A 21,218-nucleotide genomic window follows, 5' to 3' on the forward strand; every position below is an offset into this window, starting at 1 on the left:
GCGATAACCTCTACTAATCCTTATATTCAACTAACTTAAAAATTTTTATCTTAAAAATTTTTAAAAAATTAAAGGGAAAATAGAAATTTTGTGGAATTTATACAAATATATCGCTTATTTAGAAAAGGGTGGTGAACACAAGATGGAAGTGACTGACGTAAGATTACGCCGCGTAAACACAGAAGGCCGCATGAGAGCAATTGCCTCTATTACTCTAGACCATGAATTTGTTGTTCATGATATTCGTGTAATTGATGGTAATAATGGATTATTTGTAGCAATGCCAAGTAAACGTACTCCAGATGGAGAATTCCGTGACATTGCACATCCAATTAATTCTAATACACGCTCTAAAATTCAAGATGCGGTTTTAACAGAGTATCATCGTTTAGGCGAGTTAGAAGAGGTTGAGTTTGAAGAAGCAGGCGCTTCGTAAAATTCGAATGAAAAGGGCTTTTGAAAGAAAGTCTTATAATTTTGTAGCAAACTCCTGTAAGCATTTACAGGAGTTTGTTTTTTTTTTGAATAATACACGTTTCTAATTATAAAAATTCATATTTTGAAAAAATAAAGATGAAAAACTTCTAATTTTTTCAAAATCATTTAAAATAGTATAGCTTATTCCTTAAAAAAGATACTAAAGAGTAAAACATCTTATAAGAATTATGGTAAAATTTAATAGTTATAATGTGTTTCTTGAAATATATGATGATTTAGGATAATATCGTTAATGGATAAATAGGTTGCGATGGAGGGTCTATATGTCAAACAGATTTGCAGTGATTCTAGCTGCAGGTAAAGGCACACGTATGAAGTCCAAGCTATACAAAGTGCTGCATCCTGTATGTGGAAAACCAATGGTACAACATGTAGTCAATGAAGTATCTCAATTAGGATTGCAGAAACTTGTAACAGTCGTTGGACATGGTGCTGAAAAGGTACAAGAACAGCTAGGAAACGTAAGTGAGTTTGCATTACAAGCAGAACAACTTGGTACAGCTCATGCTGTCGATCAAGCTGCAAGTGTACTTGCAAATGAAGAAGGAACAACTTTAGTTATTTGTGGTGATACACCTCTAATAACTGCTGAAACGATGGAAGCATTGCTTCAGCAACACGAAGAAGCGGGAGCAATGGCGACGGTACTAACAGCGTACATAGAAGAGCCTGCTGGATATGGCCGTATCGTTCGTAATGAGAATGGTCATGTTGAAAAGATTGTTGAGCATAAGGATGCAAATGAAAAAGAATTAGCTATTAAAGAAATCAATACAGGTACGTATTGTTTTGATAATAAAGCTTTATTTGCTTCACTTTCTAAAGTTTCAAATGATAATGTACAGGGCGAATATTACCTTCCGGACGTTATTGAAATTTTAAAAAATGAGGGTCATATTGTATCAGCTTATCAAACAGAGCACTTCGATGAAACGTTAGGTGTTAACGACAGAGTCGCTCTATCGCAAGCGGAAATTATTATGAAAAATCGTATCAACCGAAAGAACATGGTAAATGGTGTTACAATTATTGATCCAAGTAACACATACATTTCTGCGGATGCAATTATTGGTAGTGATACAGTTCTTCACCCAGGAACGGTTATTGAGGGTAACACTGTAATTGGTTCTGATTGTGAAATTGGACCGCATACAGTAATTCACGATAGTGAAATTGGAGATCGTACGGTAATTCGTCAATCTACTGTACATGACAGCAAACTTGGTACAGAAGTATCGGTTGGTCCATTTGCACATATTCGCCCAGATTCAGTTATTGGAGATGAAGTGCGCGTTGGAAACTTCGTAGAAATCAAAAAAACTGTTTTTGGTAATAGAAGTAAAGCTTCACACTTAAGTTATATCGGGGATGCACAAGTTGGAGAAGACGTGAATCTTGGTTGTGGTTCAATTACGGTGAACTACGACGGCAAGAATAAATTTAAAACTGTAATTGGTAACGGGGTATTTATTGGATGTAATTCAAACCTTGTTGCTCCTGTAACAGTTGAAGATGGTGCTTATGTGGCAGCAGGCTCTACAATAACAGAGAATGTTCCATCAAAAGCATTATCAGTAGCACGTGCACGTCAAGTTAACAAAGAAGACTATGTTGATCAATTGCTGAATAAGAAAAAATCATAATGTGGAGGGTTAATCTAGATGTCGACTCAATATCTAAATTCTAATTTGAAAGTATTCTCTTTAAACTCTAATAAGGAACTTGCTGAGCAAATCGCAAAGCATATTGGAGTAGGACTAGGAAAATGTTCTGTTGATCGTTTTAGTGATGGAGAAGTTCAAATTAACATTGAAGAAAGTATCCGTGGTTGCGATGTATTCATTATTCAATCTACAAGCTTCCCAGTAAACGAACATATCATGGAATTACTTATTATGATTGATGCATTGAAACGTGCATCTGCAAAAACAATTAATATTGTTATTCCTTACTATGGTTATGCGCGTCAAGACCGTAAAGCGCGTTCTCGTGAACCAATTACATCGAAACTTGTAGCAAACTTGCTTGAAACAGCAGGTGCAACTCGTGTAATCACTCTAGATTTACATGCTCCACAAATTCAAGGATTCTTTGATATCCCGATCGACCACTTAATGGGTGTACCGATTCTTTCAGATTACTTTGAAGCAAAAGGCCTTAAAGATATCGTAATCGTATCTCCTGATCACGGTGGTGTAACGCGTGCTAGAAAAATGGCGGATCGCCTAAAAGCGCCAATCGCTATTATTGATAAGCGTCGTCCTCGTCCGAATGTATCGGAGGTAATGAACATTATCGGTAACATTGAAGGCAAAACAGCAATTTTAATTGATGACATCATTGATACAGCTGGTACAATTACATTAGCGGCAAACGCTCTTGTTGAGAACGGTGCTTCTGAAGTATATGCTTGCTGTACACACCCAGTATTATCTGGCCCAGCAATTGAGCGTATTCAAAATTCGAATATTAAAGAGTTAGTTGTAACGAACTCTATTGTATTACCAGAAGAGAAGAAAATTGATAAAGTACATGAACTTTCAGTTGCTCCATTAATCGGAGAAGCAATCATTCGTGTATACGAAGAAGAATCTGTAAGTGTATTATTCAATTAATTGGATAGAATGAGACGTAACCAAGCTTGGTTACGTCTTTTCGTATCGAAAAAAGAAAGTAGTGGTACAAGAATGAAATTAATAGTAGGACTTGGGAACCCAGGTAGAGAATATGAATTAACAAGGCATAATATTGGATTTATGGCGATCGATGAACTTGCAAAGCGTTGGAGTATTTCTTTGAATGAACAAAAGTTTAAAGGAGTATTTGGCGCTGGCTTTGTTAATGGGGAAAAAGTAATCTTACTAAAGCCACTTACATATATGAATTTATCTGGGGAAAGTATCCGTCCGCTCATGGATTATTATAAAATTGATGTTGAGGACTTCATTGTTATGTACGATGATTTAGATATTCCTGTAGGTAAGTTACGCCTTCGCATGAAAGGTAGTGCGGGTGGACATAATGGTGTGAAATCAACAATTTCACATTTAGGAACACAAGAATTTCAACGTATCCGTATGGGAATCGATCGTCCGAAAAATGGGATGAAAGTAGTGGATTACGTATTAGGACGTTTTACATCTGAAGAAATATCTGGCGTTAATCAATCCATTGAAAATGCAGCAGATGCATGTGAGGAATGGTTAAATAAACCTTTTCTCCAAATCATGAATACTTTTAATAGTTAAGCGCACAATCTGGAATATTTTATTTTGTTTTATCCCATACTAGTAGCAATTGGATATTTAGGAGGCTAGTATGGAAGGTTATTATTACTGTAGACATTGCGGAAGTAATGTGGGCTCCATTATCGCAGAAAAAGTATATAGCGACGTTTTGTTTCAACTAACAGAGCAAGAAGTAGTGGATATGATTCATTTTCATGAGAATGGAAATATATATATAAAAACGATTTGTGAATCGTGTCAAGAAACGCTCGCATCTTATCCTGAGTATTATGAATATGAAAAATTTCTGCAATAAAATGTTGTCGCTTTGGCATGTCCAAAGCATTTTTCTGTTTTCTTTTTCCAAAATATTTGCATAAAATATAGTAACTTGCTCTTTATGTTGAGAGGAGTTTTGAAAATGATAGGTTTATTAGAGCAATTTTATAAAAATGAAGAAATACAATCGGTTATTAATGGGCTAGAAGATGGGTTGAAAGAACAACTTGTATCGGGTATGGCAACATCCTCTCGTTCATTATTAATGGCAGCTTTATATAAAAAAACAAAGCAATCACAACTTATTGTGACGCACAATTTATACCAAGCACAAAAAGTACATGAAGATTTAGTGGCGTTACTTGGTGAAAAAGATGTTTGGCTATATCCGGTAAATGAATTGATAGCATCGGAAGTTGGTGTTGCAAGTCCAGAATTGAAGGCGCAGCGTATTGAAGTGTTAAATCGCTTAGCGGCGGGAGAGAATGGGATTATTGTAGCGCCAGTTGCAGGGCTGCGTAGGTTTTTACCAATAAAAGAATTATGGAAGCAAAGGCAAATTGAAATCAATCTAGGGCAAGAGATTGATTTAGATGCGCTCTTGCATACCTTACATCATATTGGCTACGAGCGTAAGTCGATGGTAGAAGCTCCAGGAGAGTTTAGTTTGCGCGGGGGAATATTAGATATTTACCCATTAACTGAAGAATTACCATTTCGTATTGAATTCTTTGATACACAGGTTGATTCTATTCGATTATTTGATGTGGAAGAACAGCGCTCTCAAGATAAAAGGGAAAGTGTTCGGTTTGGTCCGGCAACAGAGTTTTTATTTTCACAGGAAGAATTGAAATCGGGAATTAAGCATCTTGAAGAAGGTTTGACTAAGACGATGCAAAAGCTTTCCGATGATAAATTAAAGACTGCTGTACTTGAGACGGTTAGTCATGAAATTGAAATGTTGAAAAACGGACAAAGTATAGAACAAATGTTTAAATATTTATCTATTTTCTATAAAGAACCTGCTAGTCTGATAGATTATTTACCAGAAAACGGTGTTGTAATTTTAGATGAGATTTCCCGTATTCAAGAAACAGCATCACATCTTGAAACCGAAGAAGCGGAATGGTATATCTCACTTCTTGGCGAAGGAACAATTATTCAGGATTTATCTTTCTCCCACTCATTTGAGGAATTTCTTCATAATAAAAAAAGAAGTTTTGTATATTTAACGTTATTCTTACGCCATATAGCACACACACATCCTCAAAACATTGTGAATGTGACATGTAAAACGATGCAAGATTTCCACGGACAGATGCAGTTGTTAAAAACTGAAATTGATAGATGGAATGAAGGGCATTTTACGACCGTTGTGCTTGGAACAGATGAGGAACGCGTAAAAAAACTACAACATATTTTAAGTGATTATGATATTGATGCAGACATTGTAGAGGCCACAGATGTCTTATTGCCTGGAAGGTTACAAATTGCTGTAGGTGATTTACATGCAGGCTTTGAAATGCCGATGCAAAAGTTTGTTGTCATTACTGAAAAAGAGCTTTTTCATAAAAAGGTTAAAAAATCACAACGTAAGCAAAAGCTATCTAACGCTGAACGTATTAAAAGTTATTCGGAATTAAAAGTTGGAGACCATGTAGTTCATGTAAATCATGGTATAGGTAAATTTTTAGGTATTGAGACATTAGAGATTAATGGTGTTCATAAAGATTATTTAAATATTAAATATCAAGGTAATGATAAGTTGTACGTTCCAATTGAACAAATTGATCAAGTGCAAAAATACGTAGGGTCTGAAGGTAAGGATCCAAAAGTTTATAAATTAGGCGGAAATGATTGGAAGAAGGTCAAAACGAAAGTTGAAAAATCTGTACAAGACATTGCAGATGACCTAATTAAATTATATGCCGAGCGTGAAGCTTCGAAAGGTTATGCATATACACCAGATACGGCAGAACAACAGGAATTTGAATCTTCTTTCCCATATCAAGAGACAGAGGATCAATTACGTTCTATTGAAGAGATTAAGAAAGATATGGAACGCGGACGTCCGATGGATAGGCTTCTTTGTGGCGACGTAGGATATGGAAAGACTGAAGTAGCTATTCGTGCGGCATTTAAAGCAATTATGGATGAAAAACAAGTTGCGATTTTAGTACCGACAACAATCCTTGCACAACAACACTATGAAACAATTCGAGAGCGTTTTCAAGATTACCCGATTAATATAGGGTTACTAAGTAGATTCCGCACACGAAAACAACAAAATGAAACGATTAAAGGTTTAAAAGATGGAACGGTGGATATTGTAATCGGAACGCATCGTATTTTATCTAAAGATGTTACGTATAAAGATTTAGGACTTCTTATTATTGATGAAGAACAAAGATTCGGCGTTACACATAAAGAAAAAATTAAACAATTGAAAGCAAATGTTGACGTGTTAACATTAACGGCAACTCCGATTCCACGTACACTCCATATGTCTATGCTTGGTGTGCGCGATTTATCTGTTATTGAGACACCACCAGAGAATCGTTTCCCAGTACAAACATATGTAGTAGAGTATAATCCAGCGTTAATGCGAGAAGCAATAGAGCGAGAGTTGGCAAGAGGCGGTCAAATTTACTTCCTATATAACCGTGTGGAGGATATTGAAAGAAAAGCAGATGAAATTTCGATGTTAGTTCCAGATGCTCGTGTAACATACGCACATGGGAAAATGAATGAAGGTGAATTAGAGTCTGTTATGCTATCGTTTTTAGAAGGGCAGCATGATGTTCTTGTAAGTACAACAATTATCGAGACGGGTGTAGATATTCCGAATGTAAATACATTAATTGTATTTGATGCAGATCGTATGGGATTATCGCAGTTGTATCAGCTTCGCGGGCGTGTTGGACGTTCTAATCGCGTCGCGTATGCCTACTTTGCATACAAACGTGATAAAGTGTTATCGGAAGTTGCAGAGAGGCGTCTGCAGGCAATTAAAGAGTTTACAGAGCTTGGATCTGGTTTCAAAATTGCGATGAGAGACTTATCAATTCGTGGTGCGGGTAATTTGTTAGGGGCAGAACAACATGGATTTATTGATTCTGTCGGATTTGATCTATATTCTCAAATGTTAAAAGATGCAATTGAGCAACGTAGAGGGACAGATGGAGTTGAAAATACCGTTAATGTTGAAATTGATTTAGAAGTAGACGCATATTTACCGGATGCGTATATTTCAGATAGTAAACAAAAAATTATGATGTATAAACAATTTAGAGGTATTTCTGCAATTGAAGATATTGAAGAGCTGCAGGAAGAGATGATCGACAGATTTGGTGATTATCCACAAGAAGTTGGTTATTTATTACAAATTGCAAACATTAAAGTGTTGGCGATGAAAGAACAAATTGAGTTAATTAAGCAAAATAAGTTTGAAGTAACATTCCTGTTTTCTGAACAAGCGAGCCAAAATATAGATGGTGGAAAATTATTCATGCTAGGAAGTAGTTTTGGTCGTATGATCGGTCTTGGTATGGAGGGGTCACAATTGAAAATTGTGATGAAAACGAATGGATTAGAGACATCGAAATGGTTAACAATTGCTGAAAATTTATTAAAAGGCTTACCAGATGTAAAAAAAGAAGTAATAAATGCCTAATATAAGATAAAAAATACAATTCGACGTGCATAGAAGAACTAATGTGTAAAATACTATGTTTAATAGTTGGTGATTTTTACATGAACAGGTAAATTCACCACTTTGATCATCAGTAGAAAGTGAGGCAGCATAGAATGAAAGCAACTGGAATCGTACGTCGAATTGATGATTTAGGCAGGGTAGTAATCCCAAAGGAAATTCGTAGAACTTTACGTATTCGAGAAGGGGACCCACTAGAAATATTTGTTGATCGCGATGGAGAAGTCATTTTAAAGAAATATTCTCCGATTAGTGAACTAGGTAATTTTGCAAAAGAATATACGGAAGCTTTATATGATAGCTTAGGACATAATGTGCTTGTATGCGATCGTGATTCTATTATCGCAGTAGCAGGCGTATCTAAAAAAGAATACTTAAATAAAAGTGTTGGCGATTTAATTGAGAAGACAATGGAAGAGCGCAAGTCTGTAATTATGACAGATGAAAGTGAAATTTCAATTATTGATGGAGTAACAGAAAAAGTCAGCTCCTATACAATTGGCTCGATTGTTGCGAATGGGGATCCAATTGGAGCTGTTATTATCTTCTCTAAAGAAGCTATTATAAGTGAAGTAGAGCATAAGTCAGTAAATACAGCTGCAAGTTTTTTAGCGAAACAAATGGAGCAGTAGTGAAGTGTAATTTCTATAAGTAGCAATCTTTCCTAATTATGATATTTCTATTTGAGAAATTAACTATTTGGAGATATAAGCATTGAATGAAGGTAGCGCTTTGCTACCTTTTTTCATTGAGTATTTTTGCTGTTGAAAGAAGTCAGTGAATGTAAGGAATATGAAGGAGAGACAGTTTTTCTTTGTGATATAATACGAGGGGTGAGAATAGAAAAAGGAGTTTTCTTGTATGGAAGCGAAGAAGTACCAAGCCTTTTGGCGTGGGGCTATTATATTAACAATCGCAAGTTTTGTTACAAAGGTATTAAGCGCTTTTTACCGTATTCCATATCAAAATATAGCGGGTGATGTTGGTTTTTATATTTACCAACAAATTTATCCATTTTATGGATTTTGTTTAATTTTAGCCACTTATGGGTTTCCCATTATTATTTCAAAAATGGTCGCAGAAAGATTAGAACGAGGAAAACAAAAAGAAGCAGAAGAAATTATTTGTGTATCTTTTTGGTTTTTATTAGGAATTGGATTTATAGGTTTTTTTACATTATTCTTTGGGGCCGAAACAATTGCATCGGCTATGGGCGATATACATTTAGATAAATTATTACGTGTTATTTCGTTTTCATTCCTACTAATGCCATTTTTATCTGTAGCGAGAGGATATTTTCAAGGATTCAATAATATGATGCCGACGGCTGTTTCGCAAGTAATTGAACAAACAATTCGTGTTTCTATTATTGTATTTTTATCACTATTCCTTATTGCTCATGGATTTGATTTATATACAGTTGGTGCGGGTGCTATGCTAGGTTCAATTGCAGGCGGGCTTATTGGGATTATCGTACTTTTACTTTATATGCGTCATGATTTCCATGCTATTTTCTTTAAAAGTTGGAAGAGAATTGGAGGTAAAAAAAGGATTATTCGAATCCTTTTTTGGCAGGGATTAGCGATTTGTGTTAGTAATTTAGTCCTTATTTTTATACAAATGGCGGATTCTATTTCCTTTTATACCTTGCTTATTCGCGCGGGAGAGCAAGTTGAAAATGCAAAGGTACTAAAAGGTGTTTATGATAGAAGTATCCCGCTTATGCAATTAGGTACTGTTGTGACAACTTCTTTCTCATTGTCACTTATTCCTATTATTACAGCGGCGAAAGAAAGAGGAGATCTTTCATTTATTCAAGAAAAGGTAAAATTAGCAATGAAAATAACATTTGTTATTGGATTTGCCGCTGCTATTGGATTAACTTGTATTATTCAACCTACAAATATTATGTTGTTTGAAAATAGTGATGGATCAGATGTGTTATCGATTTTATCTTTATCTATTTTATTTAGTTCATTGTCAATTACAACTGCTTCTATTTTGCAAGGAGTGGGACAAACATTAAAACCAGCAATATTCGTTGTATTTGGAGGTTGTTTGAAGTTAGTTTTAAACTATATATTAATGCCGTATTTTGGTGTAAAGGGAGCTGCAATTGCAACTTTAGTTGCGCTTATTGTAATTGCCTTGCTAAATAGTGTGTTACTTATGCGAGCTGTATCGGAGCCGCTTATTGATAGGCGGAATATGTTAGGTGTAGCTATTAGTGGTATCGGTATGGGGTTTGTATTAATAATCTTTATGCGTATGTTGCGAATGTCCGGATTAGTAATTGATACAGGACATAGAGGAATTGCGACGCTTGAAGCGCTGTTAGGTGTAGCTATCGGTGGATTAGCATATATGTTTTTAATTTTAAAATTATGTGTATTTACAAAAGAAGAATTAGGAACCGTTATGAAACAAGAGAAAAAAGAAGGTTCATTGAAGAAGAGTGGATAGAGGTGACTGGTTGTGAGTGGAATTATTACTATTTTAGGATTAGGTGCTGGTGAGTTAGATCAGTTAACGATGGGTGTATATCGAAAGATAAAAGAATCGGAACATATGTTTGTTAGAACGAAGGAACATCCAGTTATAGAAGAATTGGAGAAAGAAGCTATAAAGTATACGGCCTTTGATAATGTATATGAGGCACATGATACATTTGAAATCGTATATGAAACAATCGCGAATACATTGCTAGAACAGGCTAAAGGCGCAGAAATTATTTATGCTGTTCCAGGTCATCCGCTTGTAGCAGAAAGAACAGTTCAGCTACTTTTGGAAAAAGGAGAAGTAGCAAATATTGAAGTGCGAATTGAAGGTGGACAAAGTTTCCTTGATCCGATGTTTGCAAGTCTAAAAATTGATCCGATTGAAGGGTTCCAATTAATTGATGCTACATCATTTGAAAGAGGACAATTAGAATTACGTCAACATTTAATCTTTTGCCAAGTGTATGATGCGTTCGTTGCTTCAGATGTGAAACTGATGTTAATGGAGATGTTGCCAGATGATTATGAAGTGTATATCGTAACAGCTGCAGGAACTTCATTTGAGCAAGTAAAAAAGGTACCGTTATACATGTTAGATCATGAAACGGAGTTAAATAATTTAACGAGTGTATATGTACCCCCGGTTAAGGAACGTGCGTCTTTGTATCAGCAGTTTGATGTGCTTAGAGCAATTATTGCGGAACTGCGTGGACCGAATGGTTGCCCGTGGGATAAAAAACAAACTCATCAATCTTTAAAGAAATACTTAATTGAAGAAGCATATGAAGTGCTAGAAGCAATTGATGAAGAGGATGATGATCATTTAGTAGAAGAACTGGGTGATATATTATTACAAGTTATGCTTCATGCTCAAATTGGAGAGGATGAAGGTTGGTTCTCTATAGATGATATTATTCGGACTTTAGCTGAGAAAATGGTTCGTCGTCATCCGCATGTGTTTGGGAATACGGATGTAAATAATGCTGATGAAGTGATTGCAAATTGGGAAGAAATTAAAAAACAAGAAAAGGGATTCGTGAAAGAATCTGTTTTAGAGGGTATTCCAAAAAGCTTGCCACAGCTAATGCGTGCTTATGAAATTCAGAAGAAAGCTGGAAAGGTTGGATTTGATTGGGTTGATGTGCAGCCGATGATAGAGAAGGCCTTAGAAGAATGGCAAGAATTCCAACAAGAAGTTGTAAACATGGATGAGAAAAAGATGCTAGGTGAATTTGGTGATTTACTATTTGCATTTGTTAATATAGCTCGTCATTATAAATTAGATCCAGAAGAAGCGTTACGTTCAACTAATGAGAAATTTATGGCTCGCTTTTTATACATGGAAGCAAAAGTAGCTGAAATGAATAAGGAAATGCAAGATTTATCATTAGAACAGTTAGATATTTTATGGGAAGAGGCAAAACAAACAGAGCGTTAATAGGGGGATTTGATATGCGTCTAGATAAATTTTTGAAAGTATCACGTTTAATTAAAAGAAGAACATTAGCAAAAGAAGTGTCTGACCAAGGAAGAATTTCGATTAATGGCCAAGTGGCAAAAGCGAGTTCAGATGTGAAGGTAGAGGATGAATTAACAATTCGTTTCGGGCAAAAAATAGTAACTGTGAAAGTAAATGAATTGAAAGAAACAACTAAAAAAGAAGATGCAGCAAACATGTATAGTCTCGTTCGTGAGGAAAAAGTGAAAGCGGAAGAAGGCTTGTTCTAAAATAGGTTAGCCCCTCATACATTACTATTAGCTAGTATAAAGCTATGGGGGGATTTTCGTGAATAATGGTTACTCACCTATGTCTTCTAATCAACAAAATGTTTCTGTAGAGCATGATATTATCATGCGTGGCAGGCGTGTAATCGATATTACTGGTGTAAAGCAAGTAGAGAGTTTTGATAGCGAAGAGTTTTTACTTGAGACTGTAATGGGTTTTTTAACAATTCGTGGTCAAAATTTGCAAATGAAGAATTTAGATGTAGAAAAGGGTGTTGTATCAATTAAAGGGAAAGTTCATGAAATGCTGTATATTGATGAGAACCAAGGGGAGAAAACTAAAGGCTTCTTTAGTAAGTTGTTTAAATGAGCCTAACAATTCAGTTGTATACAATGCTTTCAATGATTGGAATGGGTGCTTGGATTGGTGCTTCTTTAGATACATACCAACGGTTTTTAAAACGCCAAGAGCGTAAACGTTGGCTTGTATTTATACATGATATACTATTTTGGATTGTCCAAGCATTATTCGTTTTTTATGTATTACTGCGTGTAAATGAAGCCGAACTACGTATATATGTATTTTTGGCGTTACTATGTGGTTTTGCAGCATATCAAAGCTTATTGAAAGCACTATACATGAAGATGTTAAATTTTCTCATCTATATTTTTGTACAAACAACACAATTTTTTGTTCGAATTATACAGCTACTCATGATAAAACCTGTTATTATTATAGCACAGCTATTTATTGCATTTATATTATTCTTATTTCGTATACTGCTTTCAATTGGACATGTGTTATGGAAAATGGTGATTTGGATATTACTTTTCATATGGAAAGTTTTTTTCTCGCCTGTTCGGTTTATTGCTTCGCTCATATGGAAACTTCTCCCTAATCGTGTTAAACTTTTTATAATGAAGCATGTAGGGTTCCTGCAATATGTAGCAAAATTGAAGGGACATATCTTCCAATTATGGGTGCGTATAAAAAAGAAGTTAGGGGGACCTCGGAAATGAGGGAACTGAGACAAAGAACAATCGAAAAACAGAGTCCAAATCCTGTTAAAGAACATATAATACAAACGGATGAGAACAGGAAGCGACTTTATCGCCGTTTAGCGGTTTTTCTTGTCTTTACTTTTACAATTATTGCTAGTATTAGTGTGACGTTTTATCAACAAAACAGTTCCATTAAAGCAAAAGAAGCGAAAGTTAAGGACATGAAAAAAGAACTGGATTCATTAACGAAAAAAGAAAAGAATCTAAAAGATGAAGTTCAAAAGTTGAATGATGAAGAGTACGTTTTAAAGATTGCTAGAAGGGATTATTTCTTCTCCGGAAAAGGGGAGATAATTTTTCCTGTTTCTAAGTAGAGTATGTCTTATTGACACTGTATTTTAGGATTATATATAATAAAGTAAAATTTGACTTTTTAACCACTAAGGAGGAGCATTTTTTTTATGTCAATCGAGGTAGGCAGCAAGTTACAGGGTAAAGTAACAGGTATTACAAATTTTGGGGCTTTTGTGGAGCTGCCAGAAGGCTTAACAGGTCTTGTTCATATTAGTGAAGTTGCTGATAATTATGTGAAAGATATTAACGATCACTTAAAAGTAGGCGACCAAGTAGAAGTAAAAGTTATCAATGTTGAAAAAGATGGCAAAATTGGCCTATCTATTAAGAAAGCGAAAGAACGTGAAAAAACAGAAGGAGATCGTCCACGTGGTGAATACCAACGTGGTGGTGATCAACAACGTTCTGGACGTCCACAACGTAATAATAATCGTTCTTCCAACAGAGATAACCGCGGTGGCGGTAACGAACGAGCTCCAAAAGAAACATTTGAGCAAAAGATGGCACGCTTTTTAAAAGATAGTGAAGATCGTTTAACTTCTTTAAAGCGTAACACAGAATCTAAACGTGGTGGCCGTGGCGCACGTCGCGGATAATAAGTCCGTTTAATTCTTAACATATAGAGAGGTACCCAGAGTGATTACTCGGGTACTTTTTTATGTGAGAGAATATATTTTAAAAAAAGTTTTTGAGATGTGTTGACTTTAAAACGTATCTGATGTAAGATACTAATTGTCCGTTAAATACGACGACATGGCGGTGTAGCTCAGCTGGCTAGAGCGTACGGTTCATACCCGTGAGGTCGGGGGTTCGATCCCCTCCGCCGCTATATTTAATTTAACGGCCCGTTGGTCAAGTGGTTAAGACACCGCCCTTTCACGGCGGTAACACGGGTTCGAATCCCGTACGGGTCATCTAAAAAGATCATGCAAATTTGCATGATCTTTTTTTGTTAAATATAAATTAAGACGTACAATACTTCTACAAAATCACCCTATATTTTCTGAACATTCTTTCAACTTTCTTTAAATAAATTAAATACTATGTATATATGTAGATTTATTTCGAATAAAAAGTCGAACGATTATAAAAGTCAAAACTGTTGTTTTGACAAAAATCCCAATAATCATCTTTTATAATAACAGTAATTAAACTATGCAGGTGGTGTTAAAAATATGCCTAAAGCAGGAAGGAATACTATGAACACAAGTGCATTGGCGATGAATGAAAGTCAGCTTGGAACAATAAAGTGGACGAGTAAGTTGCGAATGAAGTTTGAACAAGTTTTCTTTAGATGGGGATTCATTATTGCTGTTATTGGTTTTCTTTTGGGACGAGCATATATATTAACAAACATTTTGCCGTTTGCATTGCCGTTTTTTGCTGCTGTTTATGTTATGAAGCGAGATAAAATGCCGCTCGCGTTTTTAGCCCTAATGGGGGGGGCACTTTCAGTTTCAATAGACAATTTATTTTTTACTTTTGCATCTATCTTTACCTTCTTTATTTATAATATCTTCTTTAGTCGGTTTACACGTAAAACTGTTGGACTTGTACCATTCCAAGTATTTATCTCCGCATTAACCGCACATTTAGTTGTTGTATATTTTGCACAGCAAACCGTCACCATGTATGATCTGCTCGTCAGTACGATCGAAGCGGGGCTTAGCTTCGTATTAACGATGATATTTTTACAAAGTGTTCCGCTTTTAGTGGAAAGGAAAGGGAAGCAACAAGCGTTAGAAACAGAAGAAATTGTTTGTTTAATTATATTACTAGCATCTGTTTTAACGGGCACAACGGATTGGTTTGTTTATGATGCTTCTATTCAACATATTTTCACTAGATATTTAGTATTAGTATTTGCCTTTATTGCAGGGGCAGCTACAGGGTCCACAGTAGGAGTTGTCACTGGGTTAATATTAAGTTTAGCGAATGTGGCTAGCTTGTCTCAACTTAGTCTCCTTGCCTTTTCAGGATTGCTTGGGGGATTGTTAAAAGAAGGGAAGCGTATAGGAGTTAGTTTAGGTTTATTAATTGGTACAAGCTTAATTACATTATATGTAGACAAGCAAACAAGTATTGTAACAACTTTAATTGAATCTGGTGTAGCAATTGTTTTCTTCTTATTAACACCGAAGCTTGTTATGGATCGTATTGCTAAATTTATGCCAGGTACACAGGAGCATTCACAAGATCAACAACAATATTTAAGAAGAGTGCGCGATGTTACAGCGAACAAAATCAATCAATTTGCTAATGTATTTGCTGCTTTGTCCAATAGCTTTTCTGTATATGGGTATGTGGAGGAGGAAGATAAAGAAACAGAAGCTGATTTATTTTTAAGTACAATTACTGCAAAAACATGTCAAACATGCTTTAAGAAGGATCAATGTTGGGTAGTTAATTTTGATAAAACATACGATTATATGAAACAAATAATGAGTGAAACAGAAGAAGGAACGCTGCAGCATAATCGGAAGTTAGTTCGTGAATGGGACAAGCATTGTGTGAGAGGGAAGAAAGTAACGGATTTAGTAGCGGGTGAATTAGATCACTTCTATGAGGGGCAGAAATTAAGAAAACAAATGAAGGAAAATCGTAGAATTGTAGCGGAGCAATTACTAGGTGTATCAAAAGTGATGGAGGATTTCGCTAAGGAGATACAACGAGAAAGAGAGAACCATCAAGCTCAGGAGGAGCAAATTTTACAAGCGTTTCGTGATTTTGGTGTCGAAGTGGAGCATGTTGATATTTATTGTTTAGATAGAGGAAGTATTGATATTGAAATGTTGATTCCGGCTGCATCTAATGAACATGGGGAATGTGAGAAGTTGGTTGCTCCAATGCTTTCAGATATTTTAAAAGAGAATATCGTCGTTAAGCATGAAGAGAAATCCTCATATCCAAATGGGCACAGTTTAATATCATTTGGTTCAGCGAAGACGTATTCTCTTGATACAGGATTGGCCACAGCTGCAAAAGGTGGTGGGTTTGTTTCAGGTGATTCCTACGCGATGATGGATTTGAGCGTTGGTAAATATGCACTTGCGATTAGTGATGGTATGGGAAATGGACAAAGGGCTCATATGGAGAGTAGGGAAACGGTAAAATTATTACAAAAGATACTTCAATCAGGTATTGATGAAGAAATAGCGATTAAGTCCATCAATTCGATTCTTTCTTTAAGGACGACAGAGGAGATGTATACAACGCTTGACTTGGCTATGGTAGATTTACGGGATGCGAGTGCGAAGTTTTTAAAGATTGGATCGACGCCGAGTTTTGTTAAACGCGGAAATAATATTTTGAAAATTGAGGCGAGTAATTTGCCGATGGGAATCATTGAAGATGTTGAAGTTGATGTGGTTGGTGAGCAATTAAAAACGGGTGATCTTCTTATCATGATGAGTGACGGCATTTTTGAGGGAGCGCAACATGTGGAGAATCACGAATTATGGATAAAACGTAAAATTAAAGAACTACAAACAGAGGATCCACAGGAAATTGCTGATATCATTATGGAAGAAGTAATTCGCTCTTGTGATGGTTATATAAATGATGATATGACTATTGTGGTGGCGAAAGTAAAGAAAAATATGCCGAAGTGGGCTACGATTCCAATAGTAGGAATGCAGGCGCAATAAAATAATCAAAAAACCTAGGTAGATGCCTAGGTTTTTTTGATTAAAAAGGTAATGCGATTATTTTGTTAAATATACAGGAGGGATGTAAGATAAAAATGTGGATTTTGTACATCTTTTTTTTGCACAATGTTTGTAAAAGTTGTACCATTATATACAAGGTAACTAATGTTGTTGTTCTTGTTTAATGAAAGGTGATTGCGAAGTTGAAAGATGCATTTGTTGAAAAAGTAGATGACTTTGTAAAGCAGCATGATGTATTAAAGAAACATTCAACAATTGTTGTAGGGGTTTCTGGTGGTCCTGACTCTTTGGCTCTTTTATATTATTTGTTAGAAAAAAGGGCAGAAAAACAGCTCGAAATTGTAGTAGCACATGTGGACCATATGTTTAGAGGTAATGAATCTTATGAGGATTTACAGTTTGTACAGGGTCTTTGCAAAGAGCTAGGAGTTATTTGTGAAACGCTAAGGATTAATGTGTCGCAATATCAACAGCAATATGGAATGAATGCACAAGTTGCAGCTAGAGAATGCAGATATGCATTTTTGGAAAGAATAATGAAGAAATATGATGCGAGATATGTAGCTCTTGGTCACCATGGAGATGATCAAGTAGAGACGATTTTAATGCGCCTTGTACGAGGGAGTACTCCGAAAGGATACGCAGGAATTGCAGTGAAGCGATCTTTTCATAATGGATATTTAATTAGGCCGTTACTTGGGGTAACTAAGGAAGAAATTGTTGATTACTGTAATAAATTAAAAGTTATTCCGCGTATAGATCCGAGTAATAAAAAAGAAGTATATACAAGGAATCGATTACGTAAATATGTCCTTCCTTATTTGAAAGAAGAAAATCCACAAATGCATGAGAAATTTCAAAAATTTAGCGTGCAGATGCAAGAGGATGAGGCTTATTTGCAGGAATTAGCTTTTGAGAAAATGAATAAAGTAATTACAAAAAAAAGCGATAAACAAATTAGCTTATCAATTCCTGCCTTTGAATCCATGTCTATGCCTTTACAAAGAAGAGGGATTCAACTAATATTAAACTATCTTTATGAATATAAGATTCCATCTTCGCTTTCTTCTATACATATTGACAAGGTGATTGAATTTTTTAAGCGGGCACAACCTTCAGGTTCACTAGATTTTCCAGGTGGTTTGAAAATTGTTCGCACATACGAAGAATGTGGTTTTGGATTTAAACAAGAAATTGTTTCTCCTTTTTCGCAAGATTTATCAGTACCTGGGACAATTATATTGCCGAATGGGGATAAACTTGTAACAGAGGTGAGCGAAGATATACCGAGTAACATGAATGAAACAGTATTTGTTGCTAAGTATAATGATATATCGTATCCACTTCGTATTCGGTCTAGGGAAAATGGAGATCGCATGTCAATGCAAGGTATGGATGGTACAAAAAAGATAAAAGCTGTTTTTATCGAAGCGAAAGTACCAAAAGAAAAAAGAGAAGAATGGCCGATCGTTTGTGACGCAAGTGGAAATATTATTTGGGTACCCTTGTTGAAACGATCTGCATTTGCTACTTCGAAAGAGCTAGCAAAGAAGGGTAAATACATGATTATTCACTACAAAAGCAAGGAGTCTTCCGGGAGGATAATGAAATGATGAATCAAGATATCGAAAAAGTATTAATTTCTGAAGAACAAATACAAGAAAAGGTGCACGAACTAGGTGCAGTTATTGCAGAGGATTACAAAAATACAATACCTCTTGCGATTGGTGTACTAAAGGGCGCAATGCCATTTATGGCAGATTTATTAAAGAGAACAGATACATATCTTGAAATGGATTTTATGGCTGTATCTAGCTACGGTCACTCTACAGTTTCGACAGGCGAAGTAAAAATCTTAAAAGATCTTGATACTTCGGTAGAAGGTCGCGATATTTTAATCGTTGAAGATATTATTGATAGCGGTCTTACACTAAGCTATTTAGTAGACCTGTTTAAATATCGTAAAGCGAAATCTGTAAAAATTGTTACGTTATTAGATAAGCCAACAGGCCGTAAGGTTGATCTGAAAGCAGATTATGTTGGATTTACTGTTCCTCATGAATTTGTTGTAGGATATGGATTAGATTATAAAGAGCAGTACCGTAATCTTCCTTATGTAGGAGTATTAAAACCAAGTGTTTACTCAAATTAATTAAATATAGGCGTTACAATTGTATAGGAAATTTTTTCTATGTTACGATTTACTATAGTGTTTATGCCGTGAGAGGAGGTTAGGAATGAATCGTATCTTCCGTAATACCATCTTTTATTTACTGATATTCTTAGTAGTAATTGGGATCGTAAGCTATTTTAATGGTTCGACGCAAAAAACGACATCAGTTAGCTACGATAAATTCATTACTCAACTTGAAAAAGGTGAAGTGCGTAATGTGCAGCTTCAACCGAAAAATGGTGTGTTTGAGGTAAAGGGACAATTCAAGACTTCTAGCCAAGGAGAACAATTTGTTACTTATGCACCAAATACTGAGGAATTACAAAAGAAAATTAATGATAAAGCGCAAGGGGCTGAAGTTAAGTATCAACCAGCAGAAGAAACAAGTGCTTGGGTAACGTTCTTCACTTCCATCATTCCGTTTGTCATTATCTTCATTTTATTCTTCTTCTTATTAAATCAAGCTCAGGGCGGCGGTAGCCGTGTTATGAACTTCGGGAAAAGTAAGGCGAAGCTATACAATGATGAAAAGAAAAAAATTCGTTTCAGAGATGTTGCTGGAGCGGATGAAGAGAAACAAGAACTTGTTGAGGTAGTTGAATTCTTGAAAGACCCTCGTAAGTTCGCTGAAGTTGGTGCCCGTATTCCGAAGGGTGTTCTATTAGTAGGACCTCCAGGTACAGGTAAAACTTTACTAGCACGTGCTGTTGCAGGTGAAGCAGGCGTTCCGTTCTTCTCTATTAGTGGTTCTGACTTCGTAGAGATGTTCGTCGGTGTCGGTGCATCCCGTGTACGTGATTTATTTGAAAATGCAAAGAAAAATGCTCCTTGTATCATTTTCATTGATGAAATTGATGCAGTAGGACGTCAACGTGGCGCGGGTCTTGGCGGTGGTCATGATGAGCGTGAACAAACGTTGAACCAATTGCTTGTTGAAATGGATGGATTCGGTGCAAACGAAGGTATTATTATCATCGCTGCGACAAACCGTCCTGATATTCTTGATCCAGCGTTATTACGTCCAGGTCGTTTTGACCGTCAAATTACAGTAGATCGTCCAGATGTAAATGGTCGTGAAGCTGTACTTAAAGTACACGCTCGTAATAAACCGCTTGATGAGAATGTCAACTTAAGAGCGATTGCAACTCGTACACCAGGATTCTCTGGTGCCGATCTTGAAAACTTATTAAACGAAGCTGCTTTAGTAGCTGCGCGTCAAGATAAGAAGAAAATTGATATGAGTGACATCGATGAAGCAACGGATCGTGTTATTGCGGGTCCAGCTAAGAAAAGTCGTGTTATCTCTGAAAAAGAACGTAATATTGTTGCATTCCATGAGGCTGGTCATACTGTAATTGGTGTTGTCCTTGATGAAGCAGATATCGTTCATAAAGTAACAATTGTCCCTCGTGGTCAAGCTGGTGGATATGCGGTAATGCTTCCGAAGGAAGATCGTTACTTCATGACAAAACCAGAGTTACTTGATAAAATCACTGGTTTACTGGGTGGTCGAGTAGCCGAGGAGATTGTATTTGGTGAAGCAAGTACAGGTGCTCACAACGACTTCCAACGTGCGACTGGTATTGCAAGACGTATGGTTACAGAATTCGGGATGAGTGATAAGCTTGGACCGATGCAATTTGGTAGCTCACAAGGTGGTCAGGTATTCTTAGGAAGAGACTTCCATTCAGAACAAAACTACAGTGATGCAATCGCGCATGAAATTGATGTGGAAATGCAAGTCATTATTAAAGGCTGTTATGCTCGTGCGAAACAAATTCTTACTGAAAAACGAGATAAGCTTGATATTATCGCGAAAACGTTACTTGAAGTAGAAACATTAGATGCAGAGCAAATTAATCATTTATATGATTATGGCAGATTACCTGAGCGTCCAACATCTTCAGATGATGTGAAAGTAAACATCAATATGAAGAAAGACGATGAAGATACAGAAGATAAGTAAGAGATGAAGGAGTGACAATAGTCGCTCCTTTTTTTGTGGAATGAATTTAAGTGGCAAAAGAATTTAACTGAAACTATTATTAAAAATTGAAATAGAGAGTAATCTTTTTGTACAAT

18 protein-coding genes and 2 tRNA genes are annotated in these 21,218 nt (G+C 36.0%); all 20 read left to right on the forward strand.

Annotated features, from left to right (window positions below; genetic code table 11):
- Positions 1–142: 142 nt before the first annotated feature.
- The 20 genes from spoVG to ftsH all read left to right on the forward strand — a co-directional run bounded on the left by spoVG (position 143) and on the right by ftsH (position 21,102).
- Positions 143–436: a septation regulator SpoVG gene (gene spoVG, locus MHI07_RS00275; protein ID WP_000454042.1), complete on the forward strand. Its 294-nt coding sequence runs from the start codon at positions 143–145 to the stop codon at positions 434–436.
- 325 nt (positions 437–761) lie between these two features.
- A complete protein-coding gene (gene glmU, locus MHI07_RS00280) occupies positions 762–2,141 on the forward strand; it encodes a bifunctional UDP-N-acetylglucosamine diphosphorylase/glucosamine-1-phosphate N-acetyltransferase GlmU (RefSeq protein ID WP_340821404.1) in 1,380 nt (459 codons plus the stop codon).
- 18 nt (positions 2,142–2,159) lie between these two features.
- Entirely contained in the window at positions 2,160–3,113 is a 954-nt protein-coding gene (locus tag MHI07_RS00285) for a ribose-phosphate diphosphokinase (protein WP_002091580.1), read from the forward strand.
- A 72-nt stretch (positions 3,114–3,185) separates the two neighbouring features.
- On the forward strand, positions 3,186–3,746 hold the full coding sequence (gene pth / locus MHI07_RS00290; RefSeq protein ID WP_002144538.1) for an aminoacyl-tRNA hydrolase: 561 nt from the start codon (positions 3,186–3,188) through the stop codon (positions 3,744–3,746).
- Positions 3,747–3,816: 70 nt separating this feature from the next.
- Positions 3,817–4,041: an anti-sigma-F factor Fin family protein gene (locus MHI07_RS00295; protein ID WP_002091576.1), complete on the forward strand. Its 225-nt coding sequence runs from the start codon at positions 3,817–3,819 to the stop codon at positions 4,039–4,041.
- Positions 4,042–4,146: 105 nt separating this feature from the next.
- Positions 4,147–7,677, forward strand: a complete 3,531-nt coding sequence (mfd, locus tag MHI07_RS00300; RefSeq protein WP_078181057.1) for a transcription-repair coupling factor — start codon at positions 4,147–4,149, stop codon at positions 7,675–7,677.
- A 134-nt stretch (positions 7,678–7,811) separates the two neighbouring features.
- Positions 7,812–8,348, forward strand: coding sequence for a stage V sporulation protein T (gene spoVT / locus MHI07_RS00305; RefSeq protein WP_340821408.1), 537 nt, complete (start codon positions 7,812–7,814; stop codon positions 8,346–8,348).
- Between the two features lie 229 nt (positions 8,349–8,577).
- Positions 8,578–10,179 (forward strand): putative polysaccharide biosynthesis protein, encoded by a 1,602-nt coding sequence (locus MHI07_RS00310; protein WP_340821410.1) that lies wholly within the window; start codon positions 8,578–8,580, stop codon positions 10,177–10,179.
- Between the two features lie 12 nt (positions 10,180–10,191).
- The gene (gene mazG, locus MHI07_RS00315) at positions 10,192–11,652 is read left to right on the forward strand and encodes a nucleoside triphosphate pyrophosphohydrolase (protein ID WP_002159632.1); all 1,461 of its coding nucleotides are present in this window, start codon (positions 10,192–10,194) and stop codon (positions 11,650–11,652) included.
- 14 nt (positions 11,653–11,666) lie between these two features.
- Positions 11,667–11,942 carry an RNA-binding S4 domain-containing protein gene (locus MHI07_RS00320; RefSeq protein WP_002009677.1) on the forward strand — a complete coding sequence of 92 codons (276 nt, stop codon included), beginning with the start codon at positions 11,667–11,669 and terminating at the stop codon, positions 11,940–11,942.
- Positions 11,943–12,000: 58 nt separating this feature from the next.
- The gene (gene yabP, locus MHI07_RS00325; protein WP_001059101.1) at positions 12,001–12,309 is read left to right on the forward strand and encodes a sporulation protein YabP; all 309 of its coding nucleotides are present in this window, start codon (positions 12,001–12,003) and stop codon (positions 12,307–12,309) included.
- The gene (gene yabQ, locus MHI07_RS00330; protein ID WP_002091573.1) at positions 12,306–12,959 is read left to right on the forward strand and encodes a spore cortex biosynthesis protein YabQ; all 654 of its coding nucleotides are present in this window, start codon (positions 12,306–12,308) and stop codon (positions 12,957–12,959) included. Before yabP ends, yabQ begins: the two co-directional genes overlap by 4 nt.
- Positions 12,956–13,315 (forward strand): cell division protein DivIC, encoded by a 360-nt coding sequence (divIC, locus tag MHI07_RS00335; RefSeq protein WP_002113268.1) that lies wholly within the window; start codon positions 12,956–12,958, stop codon positions 13,313–13,315. Before yabQ ends, divIC begins: the two co-directional genes overlap by 4 nt.
- An 87-nt stretch (positions 13,316–13,402) precedes the next feature.
- Positions 13,403–13,891: a S1 domain-containing RNA-binding protein gene (locus MHI07_RS00340; protein WP_002063394.1), complete on the forward strand. Its 489-nt coding sequence runs from the start codon at positions 13,403–13,405 to the stop codon at positions 13,889–13,891.
- Between the two features lie 159 nt (positions 13,892–14,050).
- Positions 14,051–14,124 (forward strand) — tRNA-Met (locus MHI07_RS00345).
- Positions 14,125–14,137: 13 nt separating this feature from the next.
- Positions 14,138–14,209 (forward strand) — tRNA-Glu (locus tag MHI07_RS00350).
- A gap of 261 nt (positions 14,210–14,470) precedes the next feature.
- Positions 14,471–16,942, forward strand: a complete 2,472-nt coding sequence (spoIIE, locus tag MHI07_RS00355) for a stage II sporulation protein E (RefSeq protein WP_002159630.1) — start codon at positions 14,471–14,473, stop codon at positions 16,940–16,942.
- 203 nt (positions 16,943–17,145) lie between these two features.
- Complete coding sequence (gene tilS / locus MHI07_RS00360) at positions 17,146–18,576, forward strand: tRNA lysidine(34) synthetase TilS (protein WP_002107305.1); 1,431 nt, start codon at positions 17,146–17,148, stop codon at positions 18,574–18,576.
- Positions 18,573–19,115 carry a hypoxanthine phosphoribosyltransferase gene (gene hpt, locus MHI07_RS00365; protein WP_002107307.1) on the forward strand — a complete coding sequence of 181 codons (543 nt, stop codon included), beginning with the start codon at positions 18,573–18,575 and terminating at the stop codon, positions 19,113–19,115. The genes tilS and hpt overlap by 4 nt, the downstream gene beginning before the upstream one ends.
- 85 nt (positions 19,116–19,200) lie before the next feature.
- Positions 19,201–21,102, forward strand: coding sequence for an ATP-dependent zinc metalloprotease FtsH (gene ftsH, locus MHI07_RS00370; RefSeq protein ID WP_002159629.1), 1,902 nt, complete (start codon positions 19,201–19,203; stop codon positions 21,100–21,102).
- Positions 21,103–21,218: the final 116 nt, after the last annotated feature.

Origin of the sequence: Bacillus sp. FSL H8-0545, assembly GCF_038006105.1 — a bacterium.
GTDB lineage: Bacteria > Bacillota > Bacilli > Bacillales > Bacillaceae_G > Bacillus_A > Bacillus_A cereus_U.